Annotated in this window: 11 protein-coding genes; 9 read left to right on the top strand and 2 right to left on the bottom strand. The window is 73.2% G+C overall.

Going from position 1 to position 16,284, the window contains the following annotated elements:
- Window positions 1-134 precede the first annotated feature (134 nt).
- Window positions 135-3,272: an FAD-binding and (Fe-S)-binding domain-containing protein gene (locus ACH4ZX_RS03540; RefSeq protein WP_398266822.1), complete on the bottom strand. Its 3,138-nt coding sequence runs from the start codon at window positions 3,270-3,272 to the stop codon at window positions 135-137.
- A 97-nt stretch (window positions 3,273-3,369) separates the two neighbouring features.
- A complete protein-coding gene (locus ACH4ZX_RS03535; RefSeq protein ID WP_398267635.1) occupies window positions 3,370-5,061 on the bottom strand; it encodes a hypothetical protein in 1,692 nt (563 codons plus the stop codon).
- Window positions 5,062-5,407: 346 nt separating this feature from the next.
- Here ACH4ZX_RS03535 and ACH4ZX_RS03530 point away from each other — a divergent pair, with 346 nt between their 5' ends.
- From ACH4ZX_RS03530 to argF, 9 genes are all read left to right on the top strand, one after another.
- The gene (locus tag ACH4ZX_RS03530; protein WP_398266819.1) at window positions 5,408-5,794 is read left to right on the top strand and encodes a cell division protein SepF; all 387 of its coding nucleotides are present in this window, start codon (window positions 5,408-5,410) and stop codon (window positions 5,792-5,794) included.
- A 100-nt stretch (window positions 5,795-5,894) separates the two neighbouring features.
- Window positions 5,895-7,118, top strand: a complete 1,224-nt coding sequence (locus ACH4ZX_RS03525; RefSeq protein ID WP_398266816.1) for an AAA family ATPase — start codon at window positions 5,895-5,897, stop codon at window positions 7,116-7,118.
- A complete protein-coding gene (locus ACH4ZX_RS03520; protein WP_398266813.1) occupies window positions 7,115-7,441 on the top strand; it encodes a nucleotide pyrophosphohydrolase in 327 nt (108 codons plus the stop codon). Before ACH4ZX_RS03525 ends, ACH4ZX_RS03520 begins: the two co-directional genes overlap by 4 nt.
- A gap of 201 nt (window positions 7,442-7,642) precedes the next feature.
- On the top strand, window positions 7,643-8,104 hold the full coding sequence (locus ACH4ZX_RS03515; RefSeq protein WP_398266810.1) for a DUF6099 family protein: 462 nt from the start codon (window positions 7,643-7,645) through the stop codon (window positions 8,102-8,104).
- Between the two features lie 127 nt (window positions 8,105-8,231).
- Window positions 8,232-9,155 (top strand): LLM class F420-dependent oxidoreductase, encoded by a 924-nt coding sequence (locus tag ACH4ZX_RS03510; RefSeq protein WP_398266807.1) that lies wholly within the window; start codon window positions 8,232-8,234, stop codon window positions 9,153-9,155.
- Between the two features lie 204 nt (window positions 9,156-9,359).
- The gene (locus tag ACH4ZX_RS03505) at window positions 9,360-10,871 is read left to right on the top strand and encodes a 3' terminal RNA ribose 2'-O-methyltransferase Hen1 (protein ID WP_398266804.1); all 1,512 of its coding nucleotides are present in this window, start codon (window positions 9,360-9,362) and stop codon (window positions 10,869-10,871) included.
- On the top strand, window positions 10,868-13,519 hold the full coding sequence (locus ACH4ZX_RS03500; RefSeq protein ID WP_398266801.1) for a polynucleotide kinase-phosphatase: 2,652 nt from the start codon (window positions 10,868-10,870) through the stop codon (window positions 13,517-13,519). Before ACH4ZX_RS03505 ends, ACH4ZX_RS03500 begins: the two co-directional genes overlap by 4 nt.
- A 210-nt stretch (window positions 13,520-13,729) precedes the next feature.
- Window positions 13,730-14,959 carry an arginine deiminase gene (locus ACH4ZX_RS03495; RefSeq protein WP_398266798.1) on the top strand — a complete coding sequence of 410 codons (1,230 nt, stop codon included), beginning with the start codon at window positions 13,730-13,732 and terminating at the stop codon, window positions 14,957-14,959.
- Between the two features lie 248 nt (window positions 14,960-15,207).
- Entirely contained in the window at window positions 15,208-16,215 is a 1,008-nt protein-coding gene (argF, locus tag ACH4ZX_RS03490) for an ornithine carbamoyltransferase (RefSeq protein WP_398266795.1), read from the top strand.
- The last annotated feature ends 69 nt before the right edge of the window (window positions 16,216-16,284 follow it).

The raw sequence follows: 16,284 nt of genomic DNA, 5'->3' as shown, positions 1-16,284 counted from the left end.
CCCGGCGCCGCCGACGCGGAGCACGCCGACGCCCAACGCGCGGGTGCGCGCGTCGGGCGTCGGGCGGGTGCGGTGACTGGGACGGGCGTCGGCGGGTGCGGTGACTGGGACGGGTGACGGCCGGCGGCCGGGCCTCAGCGCCGCACCCCCAGTCGCACTCCCAGCCGCACCCCCGCCGCGGCGATTCCGGCGCCGGTCAGGCCGGCGGCGGCGAGGGTGGCCGCCTTGGTGCGGCGGTCCGGGGGAGCGGGTCGGGCGCCCGGGGCGACGCCGTAGGCGCTGCCGTGGGCCTCCGCGGGCAGCGCCGAGGCCAGCAGCTCCGCCACGTGCACGGCCTCGTGCCCGCCGCTGTCCAGCTCGTGGATCTGGGTACGGCAGCTGAAGCCGTCGGCGAGGGCGACGGTCTGCGCGTCGGCCTCCCGCAGCCGGGGCAGCAGCACCCGCTCCGCGCACGCCGCGCTGACGTCCAGGTGGCCGCGCTCGAAGCCGAAGTTGCCGGCCAGCCCGCAGCAGCCGGACTCCAGCCGCTCGGCGTCCACCCCGGCCCGGCGCAGCAGCTCCTGGTCGGCGTCCCAGCCCAGTACGGCGTGCTGGTGGCAGTGCACCTGGGCCAGCGCCCGCGCCGACCGCTCCGGCACCTGGGGCGGCTCGTAGCCGGGGCTGTGCTCGGTGAGCAGCTCGGCGAGCGTCACCGTCCGGTCGGTCAGCCTGCGCGCGTCCTGGTCGCCGGGGAACAGCTCGCCCAGGTCGGAACGGAAGACGGTGGTGCAGCTCGGTTCGAGGCCGACGACCAGCCCGCCCGCCCGGACGTGCCCGGCGAGCCGGCGCACGGTGCCGGCCAGCACGCGTTCGGCGACGCCGAGCTGCCCGGTGGAGATCCAGGTCAGCCCGCAGCACAGCGGTTCCCGCGGCATCTCCACCCGCCAGCCCGCGTGCTCCAGCAGGTCCACCGCGGCCTGCCCGACGTGCGGGTGGAAGAAGTCGGTGAACGTGTCCGGCCACAGCAGCACGCTGCCGCGCGAGCCGTCGCCGTTCCGCTCGCGGCGGCCCGCGAACCACTGCCGCAGCGTCCGGTCCGCGAACAGCGGTACCTCCCGGTCCTCGATCCCCGCCACGGCGGCGGCCGCCTTCGACAGCGGAGGCGTGTGCGTGAGCGCGTTGACCACCGGCCCGAGCCGCGCCCGGCCGACCAGCTGGGCGACGACGGGCAGCCAGCCCAGGGACAGGTCGGAACGGGGCCTGCGCCACGGCCGCCCGCGGTAGTGGTGCGACAGGAACTCGGCCTTGTACGTGGCCATGTCCACGTCGGCGGGACAGTCCTTCTTGCACCCCTTGCAGGCGAGGCACAGGTCGAGCGCGTCCCGGACCGCCTCCGACCGCCAGCCGCCCGACAGCGCGCTGTCCCCGTGCCCGTCGAGCATCTCGAACAGCAGCCGGGCCCGCCCCCGCGTGGAGTGCTCCTCCTCCCGCGTCGCCTGGTACGACGGGCACATCACCGAACCGCCCTGGTTCGTGAGCTGCCGGCACTTGCCCACGCCCACGCACCGGTTGGCGGCCTGAGCGAACGACCCGCCGTCGTGCGGGAAGCGGAAGTGCAGGTCACGCGGGTCGTGCGGGGCCCAGTCACCGCCCAGCCGCAGGTTCTCGTCCAGCCGGTACGGCGCCACGACCTTCCCCGGGTTCATCCGGTCGCCGGGGTCGAAGACGGCCTTGAGCCGCCCGAACGCCTCCACCAGTTCCTCGCCGAACATCCGCGGCAGCAGCTCGCCCCGGCTCTGCCCGTCTCCGTGCTCGCCGGAGAAGGACCCGCCGAACTCGGCCACCAGGTCGGCCGCGCGCTCCATGAACCGCCGGTAGGCCGCCACCCCGTCCGCGCTGTAGAGGTCGAACGGGATGCGGGTGTGCATACAGCCCTGCCCGAAGTGGCCGTACAGACTGGGCCCGGTGTCGCTCTCGTACCCGAACTCCTCGAACAGGCCGCGCAGTCGGCGCAGGTACTCGCCCAGCCGCGCGGGCGGCACCGCCGAGTCCTCCCAGCCCTCGAACGTGTCCGCCCGCCCCGGGATGTGCGCGGTCGCACCGAGCCCGGCCTCGCGCACCTCCCACAACTCCTGTTCGTGGGAAGGGTCGTCCAGGAAGGCGACCTCGGGATCGTGCTCGGACTCGTGCAGCCCGGCCAGCATGCGGTGCGCCCGCTGCTCCGCCTCCGCGAGGGTGTCCGCACCGAACTGCACCATCAAGTACGCCCGTCCGGCGGGGAGTTTCGCCAGCGCCCTGGGGTTGAGGCGCTTGATCCGCTCGTCGCGGACCAGCCGCTCGTCGACGCCCTCCAGCGCGATCGGCTCGTACGGCAGGATCGTCGGCACGGCGTCGCCGGCGCGGTCGATGCCGGGGAAGCCGAGCACCACGAGCGCGCGTTCCCGCACCACCGGCACCAGCTCCAGCTCGGCCCGCAGCACCGTGACGAGCGTCGACTCGCTACCCACCAGCAGCCCCGCCACGTCGAAGCCGTGCTCCGGCAGCAGCGAGTCCAGGTTGTAGCCGGAGACCCGGCGCGGGATGTCCGGGAACCGGCGGCGCACCTCGTCCGCGCAGGCGTCGCGCAGGGCGCGCAGCCGCCGGTAGACGGCGGCGCGCAGATCGCCCTGCCGCTCGATCTCGGCGTACTCCTCGTCGCTGGTCTCGCCGCACCAGAACCGGGTGCCGTCGTACAGCAGCACCTCCAGGCGGGCGACGTTGTCCACGACCTTCCCGTACGCCTGGGCGGTCGCGCCGCAGGAGTTGTTGCCGATCATCCCGCCGATCGTGCAGTTGGCGTGCGTGGCGGGCTCGGGGCCGTACCGCAGACCGCTGGGCGCGAGCTGCCGGTTGAGGTCGTCGAGGACGATGCCGGGCTGGACGACGCAGGTGCGGGCGTCCGCGTCGACGGACTCGACGCGGTTGCAGTACTTCGACCAGTCGATCACCACGGCCGTGTTGGTGCACTGCCCGGCCAGACTGGTCCCGCCGCCCCGGGACAGCACGGGCACGCCGTGCTCGCGCGCGACGGCCACCGCCTCGGCGGCCGCCTCGGGGCTGCGCGGCACGACCACCCCGATCGGCGTCTGCCGGAAGTTGGAGGCGTCCGTGGAGTACGCCGCCCGGCTCCCGGCGTCGAACCGGACCTCCCCGTCGACCCGCTCACGCAGCGCGGCCTCCAGCCGCGCCGGGTCGGCCGGGGGCGCCGCCCCCGGACGGCGGACGACGGGTCCGGGCAGATCCAGCGCGCCCATGGTGTCCTCCTTCGGTCGCCGGTGCGGCCACGGCAGGGGCCCGCCGGGTACCCAGCCGCGCCGGGCCCACCCGCCCTGCGGCGTCCGTGCTCCCGCCCTACGGCGTCCCCGCTCCCGCCCGTGCCGGCCGCAGCCGGATGTCCGTGCTCGACAGCGTCTGCGGCGTCGCCGTGAAGGCGCGCAGCCGGATCCGCACGCCCGGCGCGGGCAGCCGGAACCGGCCGCCGGACGGCCTGATCTCCATCTGTACGGTGCCGTGCGCGGGCACCGTCGCCGGCCCCCGCACCAGCGACCAGTACCGGCCCGAACCCTGGTCCGTGGTCAGCATGAAGTGGGGCGTGAGGGCGGTGCCCCCGGTGTTGGCGACGCGCACCGTCAGCCGCGAGACGGCGTCCGCCGAGACCCGCCGCACCGCGGCGACGCGCATCCGCAGCGGCGGCGAGCCGGTGACCGCGAAGACCGCGCTCGCCGACGCCGGCAGCACCACCAGCACGGCCGCCGCGGCCAGCGCGGGACGACGGTACGGCCCCGACAGCGGCCGCGGCCGGGGCTGCCAGGCGCGGGCGAACTCCGAGGGCGGAGCGGTGACCGCGGCCGCCAGCCACAGCGGCGTCATCATCAAGTAGTAGCCGTCCTGGGAACGGGTCGCCAGGTAGAAGGCGCACCAGGGCAGGACGGTCGCCGCCGCGCCCAGGCGGCGCGGGAACAGCACCAGCAGCGCGAGCAGCGCGGCGGCCAGCAGCAGACTCGCGTGCGCGTACCAGTCGATCCGGTCGCTGCCGTCGGTGAGGTACAGCGAGACGTCCACCAGGCCCTGCCCGTGCACCGTCGCCCCCTGCGTCAGCGGCAGCGCGATGCCGGTGAGCCAGGTGCCCGGTTCGCTCACCAGGAAGTACGTGTTCAGCAGCAGCCACACAGTCGCGGCGGCGCCGGCGATCCGCAGCACCACCAGCGCCGCCGCCCGGCCGCCCAGCTCCCCCCGGCGCACCGCGTAGATGCCGGCGAGCAGGAACGGCGCGAGGAACCACGGCAGTTGCTGCGCCGCGCAGGCCGCGCCCAGGCATCCGGCGCGCATCACACCGGCCGGACCGAGCCGCCCGCCCCGCCCGGTCCGCGGCCAGCCCACCACCACCGGCACCAGCAGGGCCAGCGCGGTGATCGCCGGATAGCCGAGGCGGGCGTACGTGGGCAGGAAGCCGAAGCCCAGGCACACCATGGTCGCCGCCGGCCGCCACGGCACCGGCAGCATGCGCCACAGCACGACCGTGCCGGCCACGAGCGCGCCCGTGCTCACCGCCGTCGCCGGGGTGCCACCGTGGCCCAGCCACAGCAGCGGCGCGGTGAGCAGCGGGACGAGCGGCGGATAGCCGTAGGTGAAGTCGTAGCCGCCGGTCACCGTCGGGGTGAGCGCGATGCCGTGGCCGAACAGCCAGGGCCAGGGCTGCCCGTACACCCGGTGGCCGGCGACCAGTTCACGGGCCGCCTGCGTGGTCAGCAGCGCCTCGTCGGAGCCCCGGTGGTACATCACCCAGGCGCACAGGGCGAGCGTCACGGCGGTCGCCAGCACGCACAGGTCCAGCCGGGCCAGCGTGCGCGTCCGGCGCACCACCAGGGCCAGCACCCCGCACACCAGGACCGAGGCGTAGCAGACCGAGATGACCGCGGCCACGGCGAGCCGGTGACTGGCCGCCTCCGTCCACACCGAGCGGGTGCCTATGAAGAGGCTGACGTCGGCGAGCAGCGTCAGGACGCGGTGCCACTGCGCGGGGGTTTCCGGGGCGGCGGACACCGCCGACTGTGTCCGCCGGCCCGGTGTCACCGGCTTGGTCTTCTCTGCCGTGTGCACGGCCCGGACGCTAGTGGGGCCCGGTGAGCGGGGCGCGACCGGAGGTGAAGAGCGCGGTGTGAGGCCGGTAAGAAGCCGTGATCACTGATGAAAAGGTCATCGCGGGCGATTGTGAAGGAAGATGACTGAAAACAGTCGGACGCTCCCGAATGTGTCCGGACGAGACCACAGTGGCGTTTTATTGCTCCCGGAGCGGTCGCGGACCGTGTCGCTGTTGGGCCGAACGGGTGACTTGGCGTAAGAATTGGCTGGTGCAGGCAACGATTGCGAGTCAGGTCGGGGGGAGCCGGTGAACCGCCACGTCACCGATGAACAGTGGGAGGGGCTTGCCCAGGTCGTGCCGCTGCGCGGACGGGACTCCTGGCCGTCCGCGGTGGACCACCGCGCGTTCGCGGACGCGGCGACCGAGAGCCGCCGCCGTTTCGTCGTCCTCAGGGTCAACGTCTTCTCGGACGCCCGTGAGGTCGCCGAGACGCTGATGGCCGGGGTGCCCGTCCTGCTCGACCTGAGCGGTGCGGAGGCCGATGTCGCCAAGCGCGTCCTCGACTTCAGCACCGGTGTCGTCTTCGGCCTCGCCAGCGGCATGCACCGGGTCGACCGGAACGTGTTCCTGCTGACCCCGGCCGACACCGAGGTGACCGGCCTCATGCGGAACGCCGGGGTCCCCGGCGTCTGACCCGGCGCGTCTGACCCGGCGCTCCGGCCGGTCCTCCGATCGTGGGAAGGCCGCGCAGCCGGAACGGTTCACCGCCCGCCGGACCCCCTACGGTCCGCACATGACCGTGTCACCCGTGCCCCCGGCCCCCGCGCTCGCCCCGTCCCTGTCCCCGTCCCCGTTCCAGTCCTCGTCCCCTCCGTCGTCCTCCTCCCCGCCGGCCGGAACGTTCGTGCCGCGGCCCTGCGTCACCGAGCTGCGGCTGTCCGCCTTCGCCGGGCACCGGGGGGCGGTGTTCGGACTCGGCCCCGTCACCCTGTTCGCCGGGGGCAGCGGATCCGGCAAGACCGGGGCGCTGCGGGCGTACGAGGCGCTGGCACGGCTCGGCGGCGGCGCCCCGGTCGGCGAGGCGTTCCCGGACCCGGGCGCCTGCGTGCCGGAGCGCGCCCGGCCCGACGCCCAGCGGCGGCGCGGGTTCCGCATCGGCTGCACGGCCGACGGACCCGAGGGCCCGGTACGGCTGGACGTCGCCGTACAGGCCGAGCCCGAACTGCGCGTCGTGGGGGAGCGGCTGACCTCGGGCGGGCGGGTGCTGCTGGAGACGGCCCTGCGCGACCCGGCGCGCCGCTTCGTGCAGGCCGCCTGGCACACGGGCGGGCCGTCGCCGGTGACCCGGGCGCCGCTGCCGGACGACCGGCTCGGCACCGCGCTGCTGCCGCTGCGGGTGGCAGGCCGGACCGACGGACAGCGCCGGGTGCTCGCCGCCGCCGAGCAGACGGTCGTCGCCCTGCGCTCCGTCTTCGCCTGCGACCCGCGCCCCGGCCGGATGCGGGCCCCCGTCCCGGCCGGTTCCGGCCGTCTCCTCGGCGGCTGCGACAACCTCGCCGACGTCCTGTGGCGCACCCGGACCGAGTGCGGCCGCCGGCACGCCCTGCTCGTCGAGGCGGTGCGCGCCGGATGCGCCGGAGACGTGGCGGACGTGCGCGCGGAGCCGCTGGGCGACGGGACGGTCCGGGCGCTGCTCGACCGCGGGGACGGACACCGGACCACCCTCGGCCGCCTCGGCGACGGCGAGTTGAGGTACCTCGCCCTCGCGCTGGTCCTGCTGACCGGGCCCGGGGTGCTGGAGGTGGACCCCGCCGGGGAGGTGCCCGCGGCGATGCAGACGCTCACCGTCCTCGCCGACCGCTTCGAACGGTCGCTGGACGCGCGGCAGCGGCGCGAACTGCTGCTGCTGGCGGCGCGGATGGGCCGCCGCGGGCACATCCGCCTCGTCGCCGCGGTGAGCGACGCCTCGTGGGCCGCCGGGGCGGACGGCGTCACGGTGGTACACCTGGGGCCGTGACAGAACCTCTCGACGTGACGAAACTGCAGCGGCGGCTGGCCGAGTTCGCGACGGCCCGCGACTGGCAGCCGTACCACACCCCGAAGAACCTCGCCGCCGCCCTCAGCGTCGAGGCCGCCGAACTGCTGGAGATCTTCCAGTGGCTGACGCCGGAGGAGTCGGCGCGGGTGATGGACGACCCGGAGACGGCGCACCGGGTGACGGACGAGGTCGCGGACGTGCTCGCCTATCTGCTGCAACTGTGCGAGGTGCTGCGGATCGATCCGCTGGCCGCGCTGGACGCGAAGATCGACCGCAACGAGCGGAGGTTCCCGGCCTCGTGAGGTGAGGTGACCGACAGTGACGATGAGTTATCGGCTCCGCTTTCACTCTCCGTAGTTCAAATCTCGCCATATGTCGATGCGGTGTCCATAGATTTCCGCCCACCTCTGGCTTTTCGCCCTGCTGTGCCTCACGCTGAGTAGTGGACAGGCTGTGCTCGGGCGGGCGTGCCGGTAGCACGCTGTGACGGACGGGGGCAATGCATGGACGCGGTGCGACTCATCGTGACGAGCAGACGTGCCCTGGCGGCCGGCGGCAGCCCGCCGGACCTCCTGACGGAGGTGTGGCAGGCACAGGCCCTGGCCCAGGCGATAGGCAGCCGCCTCGCGGTCACCGGCCCACCCGAACTGCGCGGCGAGGCACTGGGCCTGACCGAACTGGCGGGCCGGGGCTGCGGTGTGCTGGGCACGCCGCAGCTCGCCCTGGAGGACCTGCGCGCCGCCCAGCTCACCGACCTGGGCGACGCCCGCCAGGCCCTGACGTACCTCGGCGGCCTCCTCGGCGAGGTCGGCATCACCCTCGTGGGCATCGCCTGCGCCGCGGCCGACGAGAGCACGTACTGGCAGTGCATGGAGGCGATCGACGCGGCCGACGAGTCCCGGGACCGCGTCCGCGAGATGCTGCGCCGACTGGCGGACAGCGCGGAAACCGTGCCCGACCGGTAGACGGGCCGGCACCGGACCGCGCCCGCTCGTGGACGGGGTCCGTCGCCCGGACCGCCGACGGCTTCCCCGGCGACGCTCCGAGGAACCAGTGACAGCGGCCGCCACGACAGCGGGCAGGATGGGGGGCATGGATCTTCGCATCTTCACCGAGCCCCAGCAGGGGGCCACCTACGACACCTTGCTCACCGTGGCGAAGGCCACCGAGGACCTCGGATTCGACGCGTTCTTCCGGTCCGACCACTACCTCCGCATGGGCGCCGTGGACGGCCTCCCCGGACCCACCGACGCCTGGATCACCCTCGCCGGACTCGCCCGCGAGACCAAGCGCATCCGCCTCGGCACCCTGATGACCGCCGGCACCTTCCGGCTGCCCGGCGTGCTCGCCATCCAGGTCGCCCAGGTCGACCAGATGTCCGGCGGACGCGTCGAACTCGGCCTGGGCGCGGGCTGGTTCGAGCAGGAGCACAAGGCCTACGGCATCCCGTTCCCGAAGGAGAAGTTCGCCCGCCTGGAGGAGCAGCTGGAGATCGTCACCGGCCTGTGGGCGACGAAGACCGGCGAGACCTTCGACTTCCACGGCACCTACTACGACCTCACGGACTCGCCCGCGCTGCCCAAGCCCGCCCAGGACAAGGTCCCCGTCCTGATCGGCGGCCACGGCGCGACCCGCACCCCCCGCCTCGCCGCCCGCTACGCCGACGAGTTCAACATGCCGTTCGCCTCGATCGAGGACAGCGAGCGGCAGTTCGGCCGGGTGCGCGCCGCCGCCGAGGCGGCCGGCCGCCGTGCGGACGACCTCGTCTACTCCAACGCCCTCGTCGTCTGCGTCGGCGGCGACGACCAGGAGGTGGCCCGCCGCGCCGCCGCCATCGGCCGCGAGGTCGACGAGCTCAAGGCCAACGGCCTGGCCGGCTCCCCGGCCGAGGTCGTCGACAAGATCGGCCGCTACGCCGAGATCGGTGCGCGGCGGATCTACCTCCAGGTCCTCGACCTCCACGACCTGGACCACCTGGAGCTGATCTCCTCCCAGGTCCAGTCGCAGCTGTCGTAGCCGTTGTAGCCGTCGTAGCCGTCGCGGCGACGGAATCCGGCACGCGGCGGCGACGGCGGCGGCAGCGGCGATAAACGAAAGGCGCCGGTCCTCCCCGGTGTGCGAAGGTGTGACCACCGTCCGGCAGGCCCCCGGGGATCAGCGCCCCGGGGGCTTTCGCACGCACGGCACCGCATCGACCACCCAGCCGGAGAGGCCCTCCGCATGTTCCTGACGATCAGCACCACCGGCACCCCCGGACGCCCGGCCACCGACCTCGGATTCCTGCTGCACAAGCACCCCGACAGGGCGCAGGCGTTCTCCACGTCCTATGGGACGGCGCACGTTTTCTACCCCGAGGCGGACGACCGGCGTTGCACGGCGGCGCTGCTGCTGGAGGTCGACGCGGTGGCGCTGGTGCGCAGGGGCAAGGGCAAGGGCCGGGGCGGCGCGCCCGACGCGGCGCTGTCGCAGTACGTCAACGACCGCCCCTACGCGGCCTCCTCGCTGCTCGCGGTCGCGCTGAGCGGCGTCTTCTCCAGCGCGATGAAGGGCGTCTGCACCGCCCGTCCGCAGTTGCCGGGGCAGCCGATGCCGCTGCGGGTCGAGGTGCCCGCGCTGCCCGCCCGCGGCGGCCCGGACCTCGTACGGCGCCTGTTCGAGCCGCTCGGCTGGACGGTCGCGGCCGAACCCGTCGCGCTGGACGCCGAGTTCCCCGAGTGGGGCGAGTCGCGGTACGTCCGGCTCGTGCTGGAGTCGGCGGCGCTGACCCTCGCCGGGGCGCTGCGGCACCTGTACGTGCTGCTGCCGGTGCTCGACGACGCCAAGCACTACTGGGTCTCCCCCGACGAGGTCGACAAGCTGCTGCGGGCCGGTGAGGGCTGGCTGCCCGGGCATCCGGAGCAGAAGCTCATCACCAGCCGCTACCTCTCGCGCCGCTGGTCGCTGACCCGGGAGGCGATGGAGCGGCTGGAACTGGTGCGGCTCGCCGAGACGGACGACAGCGCGGTCGAGGAGATCGACAACGCCGTCGGGGCGGAGCCGGAAGGGGAGACCGAGGGGGAGACCGGGGCGGAGACCGAAGGGGAGGCCGGGGCGGAGGAGAAGTCTGCCCCGCTCGCCGTGCAGCGACGGGACGCGATCCTCGCGGCGCTGCGGCAGGCGGGCGCCGCCCGCGTCCTCGATCTCGGCTGCGGACAGGGCCAGTTGGTGCAGGCGCTGCTGAAGGACCCGCGGTTCACGGAGATCGTCGGTGTGGACGTGTCGATGCGGGCGCTGACCATCGCGGGCCGGCGGCTGAAGCTGGACCGGATGGGCGAGCGGCAGGCCGCGCGCGTCAAGCTCCTCCAGGGTTCGCTCGCCTACACCGACAGCCGGCTCAAGGGCTACGACGCCGCCGTGCTCAGCGAGGTGATCGAGCACCTGGAGCTGCCGAGGCTGCCCGCCCTGGAGTACGCGGTGTTCGGCGCGGCCCGCCCCCGGACGGTCCTCGTGACCACCCCGAACGTCGAGTACAACGTGCGCTGGGAGTCCCTCCCGGCCGGGCACGTCCGGCACGGCGACCACCGCTTCGAATGGACGCGGGAGGAGTTCCGCGCCTGGGCGCACGCCGTCGCCGGACGCCACGGCTACGGCGTGGAGTTCCTGCCCGTCGGCCCGGACGACCCCGAGGTCGGACCGCCCACCCAGATGGCCGTGTTCAGCGTGGAGACAGTGAAGGAGGCGAAGGCGGCATGACCGAGACCCAGAGCGACGAGACGCAGAGCGACGAGACGCAGAGCGACGAGGCACAGAGCGACGAGAAGCGGAGCGACGAGGCACAGAGCAACGAGAAGCGGAGCGACGAGAAGCGGAGCAAGGGGCGCGTGCTGCCCGTCACCGACCTGTCCCTCGTCGTCCTCGTCGGCGCCTCCGGCTCCGGCAAGTCCACGTTCGCCCGCAGGCACTTCAAGCCGACCGAGGTCATCTCCTCCGACTTCTGCCGCGGCCTGGTCTCGGACGACGAGAACGACCAGAGCGCCACGAAGGACGCCTTCGACGTGCTGCACTACATCGCCGGCAAGCGCCTGGCCGCGGGCCGCCGCACGGTCGTGGACGCCACCAGCGTGCAGCAGGACGCCCGCCGGCAGCTGATCGAGCTGGCCAGGCAGTACGACGTGCTGCCCATAGCCGTCGTGCTGGACGTGCCGGAGGAGGTGTGCGCCGAGCGCAACGCCGCCCGCACCGACCGGGCCGACATGCCGCGCCGGGTCATCCAGCGGCACATCCGCGAACTGCGGCGCTCGCTGCGGCACCTGGAGCGCGAGGGCTTCCGCAAGGTGCACGTCCTGCGGGGCGTGGAGGAGATCGAGAACGCCACCGTCGTCACCGAGAAGCGGTTCAACGACCTGACCCACCTCACCGGACCGTTCGACATCATCGGCGACGTCCACGGCTGCGCGGCCGAACTGGAGTCGCTGCTGGGCAAGCTGGGCTACGTCGACGGCGCGCACCCGGAGGGCCGTACGGCCGTCTTCGTCGGCGACCTGGTCGACCGCGGCCCGGACTCACCGGGCGTGCTGCGCCGCGTGATGGCGATGGTGAAGTCGGGCGACGCGCTGTGCGTGCCGGGCAACCACGAGAACAAGTACGGCCGTCACCTCCGGGGCCGCAAGGTCCAGCACACCCACGGACTCGCCGAGACGGTCGAGCAGATGGAGGGCGAGAGCGAGGAGTTCCGGCAGCAGGTCCGCGAGTTCATCGACGGGCTGGTCAGCCACTACGTCCTCGACGGCGGCCGGCTGGTGGTCTGCCACGCCGGTCTGCCGGAGAAGTACCACGGCCGCACCTCCGGCCGGGTCCGTTCGCACGCGCTGTACGGCGAAACGACCGGCGAGACCGACGAGTTCGGGCTGCCGGTGCGCTACCCGTGGGCGGAGGACTACCGGGGCCGCGCGGCCGTGGTCTACGGCCACACCCCGGTCCCGGAGGCCACCTGGCTCAACAACACCATCTGCCTGGACACCGGCGCGGTGTTCGGCGGCAAGCTGACCGCGCTGCGCTGGCCGGAGCGGGAGCTGGTCGACGTACCGGCCGAGCGGGTCTGGTACGAGCCGGCCAGGCCGCTGCGCACCGAGGCGCCGGGCGGGCACGACGGCCGGCCGCTGGACCTGGCGGACGTGCACGGCCGCCGGGTGGTGGAGACCGGGCACGCCGGCCGGGTGGCGGTGCGCGAGGAGAACGCGGCGGCGGCCCTGGAGGTGATGAGCCGCTTCGCGGTGGACCCGCGGCTGCTGCCGTACCTGCCGCCGACCATGGCGCCGACCGCCACCAGTCACGTCGAGGGCTACCTGGAGCACCCGGTGGAGGCGTTCGCGCAGTACGCCGCGGACGGCGTCGCCCGGGTCGTGTGCGAGGAGAAGCACATGGGCTCGCGGGCGGTGGTCCTGGTGTGCCGGGACGCGGCGGCGGCCCGCAGGCGGTTCGGCGTCGAGGCGGGTCCCACCGGGTCCCTCTACACCCGCACCGGGCGCCCGTTCTTCGACGACGGGTCGGTGACGGAGACGGTCCTCGACCGGGTGCGGACCGCGGTCGGCGAGGCCGGCCTGTGGGAGGAGCTGGACACCGACTGGCTGCTGCTGGACGCCGAGCTGATGCCGTGGTCGCTGAAGGCGTCCGGGCTGCTGCGGTCGCAGTACGCGGCCGTGGGCGCCGCGTCCGGGGCGGTGTTCCCCGGCGCGCTGGCCGCGCTGGAGGGCGCCGCGGCCCGCGGCGTGGACGTGTCCGGCCTGCTCGCCGGCCAGCGCGAGCGGGCCGCGGACGCCGCCGCGTTCACGCAGGCGTACCGCCGCTACTGCTGGACGACGGACGGCCTGGACGGCGTACGCCTCGCCCCGTTCCAGATACTCGCCGCGCAGGGCCGCAGCCTCGCCGCCCTTCCGCACGACGAGCAGCTCGCGCTGCTCGACCGGGTCGTCGAGCACGACGGCAGCGGCCTGCTGCAGACGACGCGCCGGCTGTACGTCGACACCGGCGACCCGGAGTCGGTGCGGTCCGGCGTCGACTGGTGGCTGGAGATGACCGGCCGCGGCGGCGAGGGCATGGTCGTCAAGCCGCTCGGGGCGCTGGTGCGCAACGGGGAGGGGCGACTGGTGCAGCCCGGCGTCAAGTGCCGGGGACGGGAGTACCTGCGGATCATCTACGGGCCGGAGTACACCCGCCCCGACAACCTGGCGAGGCTGCGGAACCGGTTCCTCAACCACAAGCGCTCGCTCGCACTGCGCGAGTACGCGCTCGGTCTGGAGGCGCTGGAGCGGCTGGCCGGGGGCGAGCCGCTGTGGCGGGTGCACGAGGCGGTGTTCGGGGTGCTCGCGCTGGAGTCCGAGCCCGTGGACCCGCGGCTGTGAGCCGGGACGCCCCACGGCGGTGAGCCGGGACTGAGCCCGGCCTCGACGACACCCCCGTCGTCGTCGAGGCCCGGGCGGTCCCCGGCCGCCGATCTCGTCAGTGAGACGATATTGACCCGACCCGGTAATCGTCAAGGGGACGAAAATTGGTCTGCTGTCGAAACGGCCGAGCGGGGGGTGAAGACGGGTCCCGGTGGTCAGGATGGAGTCATGGGATTCCATGTCGACTCCGAGGCCGGGCGGCTGCGCCGCGTCATCCTGCACCGGCCGGATCTCGAGCTCAAAAGGCTCACCCCCAGCAACAAGGACACCCTCCTGTTCGACGACGTGCTGTGGGTCCGCCGGGCCCGCGCCGAGCACGACGGTTTCGCGGACGTCCTGCGTGACCGCGGGGTCGCCGTCCACCTCTTCGGCGACCTGCTCACCGAGGCCCTGGAGATCCCGGCGGCCAGAACACTCGTCCTGGACCGGGTCTTCGACGAGAAGGAGTACGGTGTCCTCGCCACCGACCACCTCAGAGCCGCCGTCGAGCACCTCCCCGCCCGTGAGCTGGCCGAACTCCTCGTCGGCGGCATGACGAAGCGCGAGTTCCTCGAGGCGCACCCGGAGCCGGTCTCCGTGCGGTTCCATGTCATGGACCTCGACGACTTCCTCCTCGCCCCGCTGCCCAACCACCTCTTCACCCGCGACACCTCCGCCTGGATCTACGACGGCGTCGCCGTCAACGCCATGCGCTGGCCGGCCCGGCAGCGCGAGACGGTCCACTTCGAGGCGATCTACCGCCACCACCCGCTCTTCCGTGACGAGACGTTCCGCGTCTGGTCGGAGGGGCAGGCCGACTACCCGTCCACCATCGAGGGCGGCGACGTCCTGGTCATCGGCAACGGTGCCGTCCTCATCGGCATGAGCGAGCGCACCACCCCGCAGGCGGTGGAGATGCTCGCGCACAAACTGTTCGCCGCGGGTTCCGCGCGGACGATCGTGGCGCTCGACATGCCGAAGCGCCGCGCCTTCATGCACCTCGACACCGTGATGACGATGGTCGACGGCGACACCTTCACCCAGTACGCCGGTCTCGGCATGCTCCGCTCGTACACCATCGAGCCCGGCGCCGGCGACAAGGAGCTGAAGGTCACCGACCATCCGCCGGAGCACATGCACCGCGCGATAGCCGCCGCCCTCGGACTGAGCGAGATCCGCGTACTGACCGCCACCCAGGACGTGCACGCCGCCGAGCGCGAGCAGTGGGACGACGGCTGCAACGTGCTGGCCGTCGAGCCGGGCGTGGTCGTCGCCTACGAGCGCAACTCCACCACCAACACCCACCTGCGCAAACAGGGCGTCGAGGTGATCGAGATCCCGGGCAGCGAACTGGGGCGGGGCAGGGGCGGACCGCGCTGCATGAGCTGCCCGGTCGAGCGGGACGCCGTAGGTGGATAGGCGGATAGGCGCATAGGCGCATAGGCGCATAGGCGCATAGGCGCATAGGCGCATAGGCGCATAGGCGCATAGGCGCATAGAGGGATAGAGGGATGGAGGGGCGGAGGGGCGGAGGGATAGAGGGGTGGGCGGATAGGGGGACAGAGGGGGGGAGAACCGGGGGAGCGGGGGAACAAAGGTTTGCATAGAAATGCTGGGGGTCGTATAGACTTCCACGGTCCCTGCCCCTGCACCTCTGGAGCGCCCCCATGGCGACAGTCCCGACCGCCCTCGCCGGCCGCCACTTCCTCAAGGAACTGGACTTCACCGAGGCGGAGTTCCGCGGCCTGATCGAGCTGGCCGCCGAACTGAAGGCCGCCAAGAAGGCCGGGACCGAGACGCAGTACCTGCGCGGCAAGAACATCGCGCTGATCTTCGAGAAGACCTCGACCCGGACGCGCTGCGCCTTCGAGGTCGCGGCGGCCGACCAGGGAGCCTGCACGACGTACCTGGACCCCTCCGGCTCGCAGATCGGGCACAAGGAGTCCGTGAAGGACACCGCGCGCGTGCTGGGGCGGATGTACGACGGCATCGAGTACCGCGGCGACAGTCAGGCGAAGGTCGAGGAACTCGCGGCGCACGCCGGCGTGCCGGTCTACAACGGGCTCACCGACGACTGGCACCCCACCCAGATGCTGGCCGACGTGCTCACCATGACCGAGCACAGCGCCAAGCCGCTGACCGAGACCGCCTTCGCCTACCTCGGCGACGCCCGCTTCAACATGGGCAACTCCTACCTGATCACCGGCGCGCTGCTCGGCATGGACGTGCGCATCGTCGCGCCGAAGTCCTACTGGCCCGCGCAGGAGATCGTCGACCGGGCCCGTGAACTCGCCGAGGCCGGCGGAGCCCGGGTGACGCTCACCGAGTCCCTGGGCGAGGGTGTCCTCGGTGCCGACTTCGTCGCCACCGACGTGTGGGTGTCCATGGGTGAGCCCAAGGAGGTGTGGGACGAGCGGATCGCCGCGCTCGCGCCGTACGCGGTGACCATGGACGTGCTGCGCGCCACCGGCAACCCGGACGTGAAGTTCCTGCACTGCCTCCCGGCCTTCCACGACCTCGGCACCAAGGTCGGGCGGGAGATCTTCGAGACCCACGGCCTGGACTCCCTCGAGGTCACCGACGAGGTCTTCGAGTCCGCCCACTCGGTCGTCTTCGACGAGGCCGAGAACCGGCTGCACACCATCAAGGCCGTCCTGGTGGCCACCCTCGCCTGACCGGAGCTCCCCTCGGCGCCCGCCGGGCCGATTCACGCCGCCCGGCCGGACCGCGCCGTACCCGCCGGC

Origin of the sequence: Streptomyces sp. NPDC020490 (assembly GCF_044335305.1) — a bacterium.
Taxonomy (GTDB): domain Bacteria; phylum Actinomycetota; class Actinomycetes; order Streptomycetales; family Streptomycetaceae; genus Streptomyces.
Note: the sequence above shows the minus strand (reverse complement) of the source record. Positions and strands in the feature narration are given on the sequence as shown.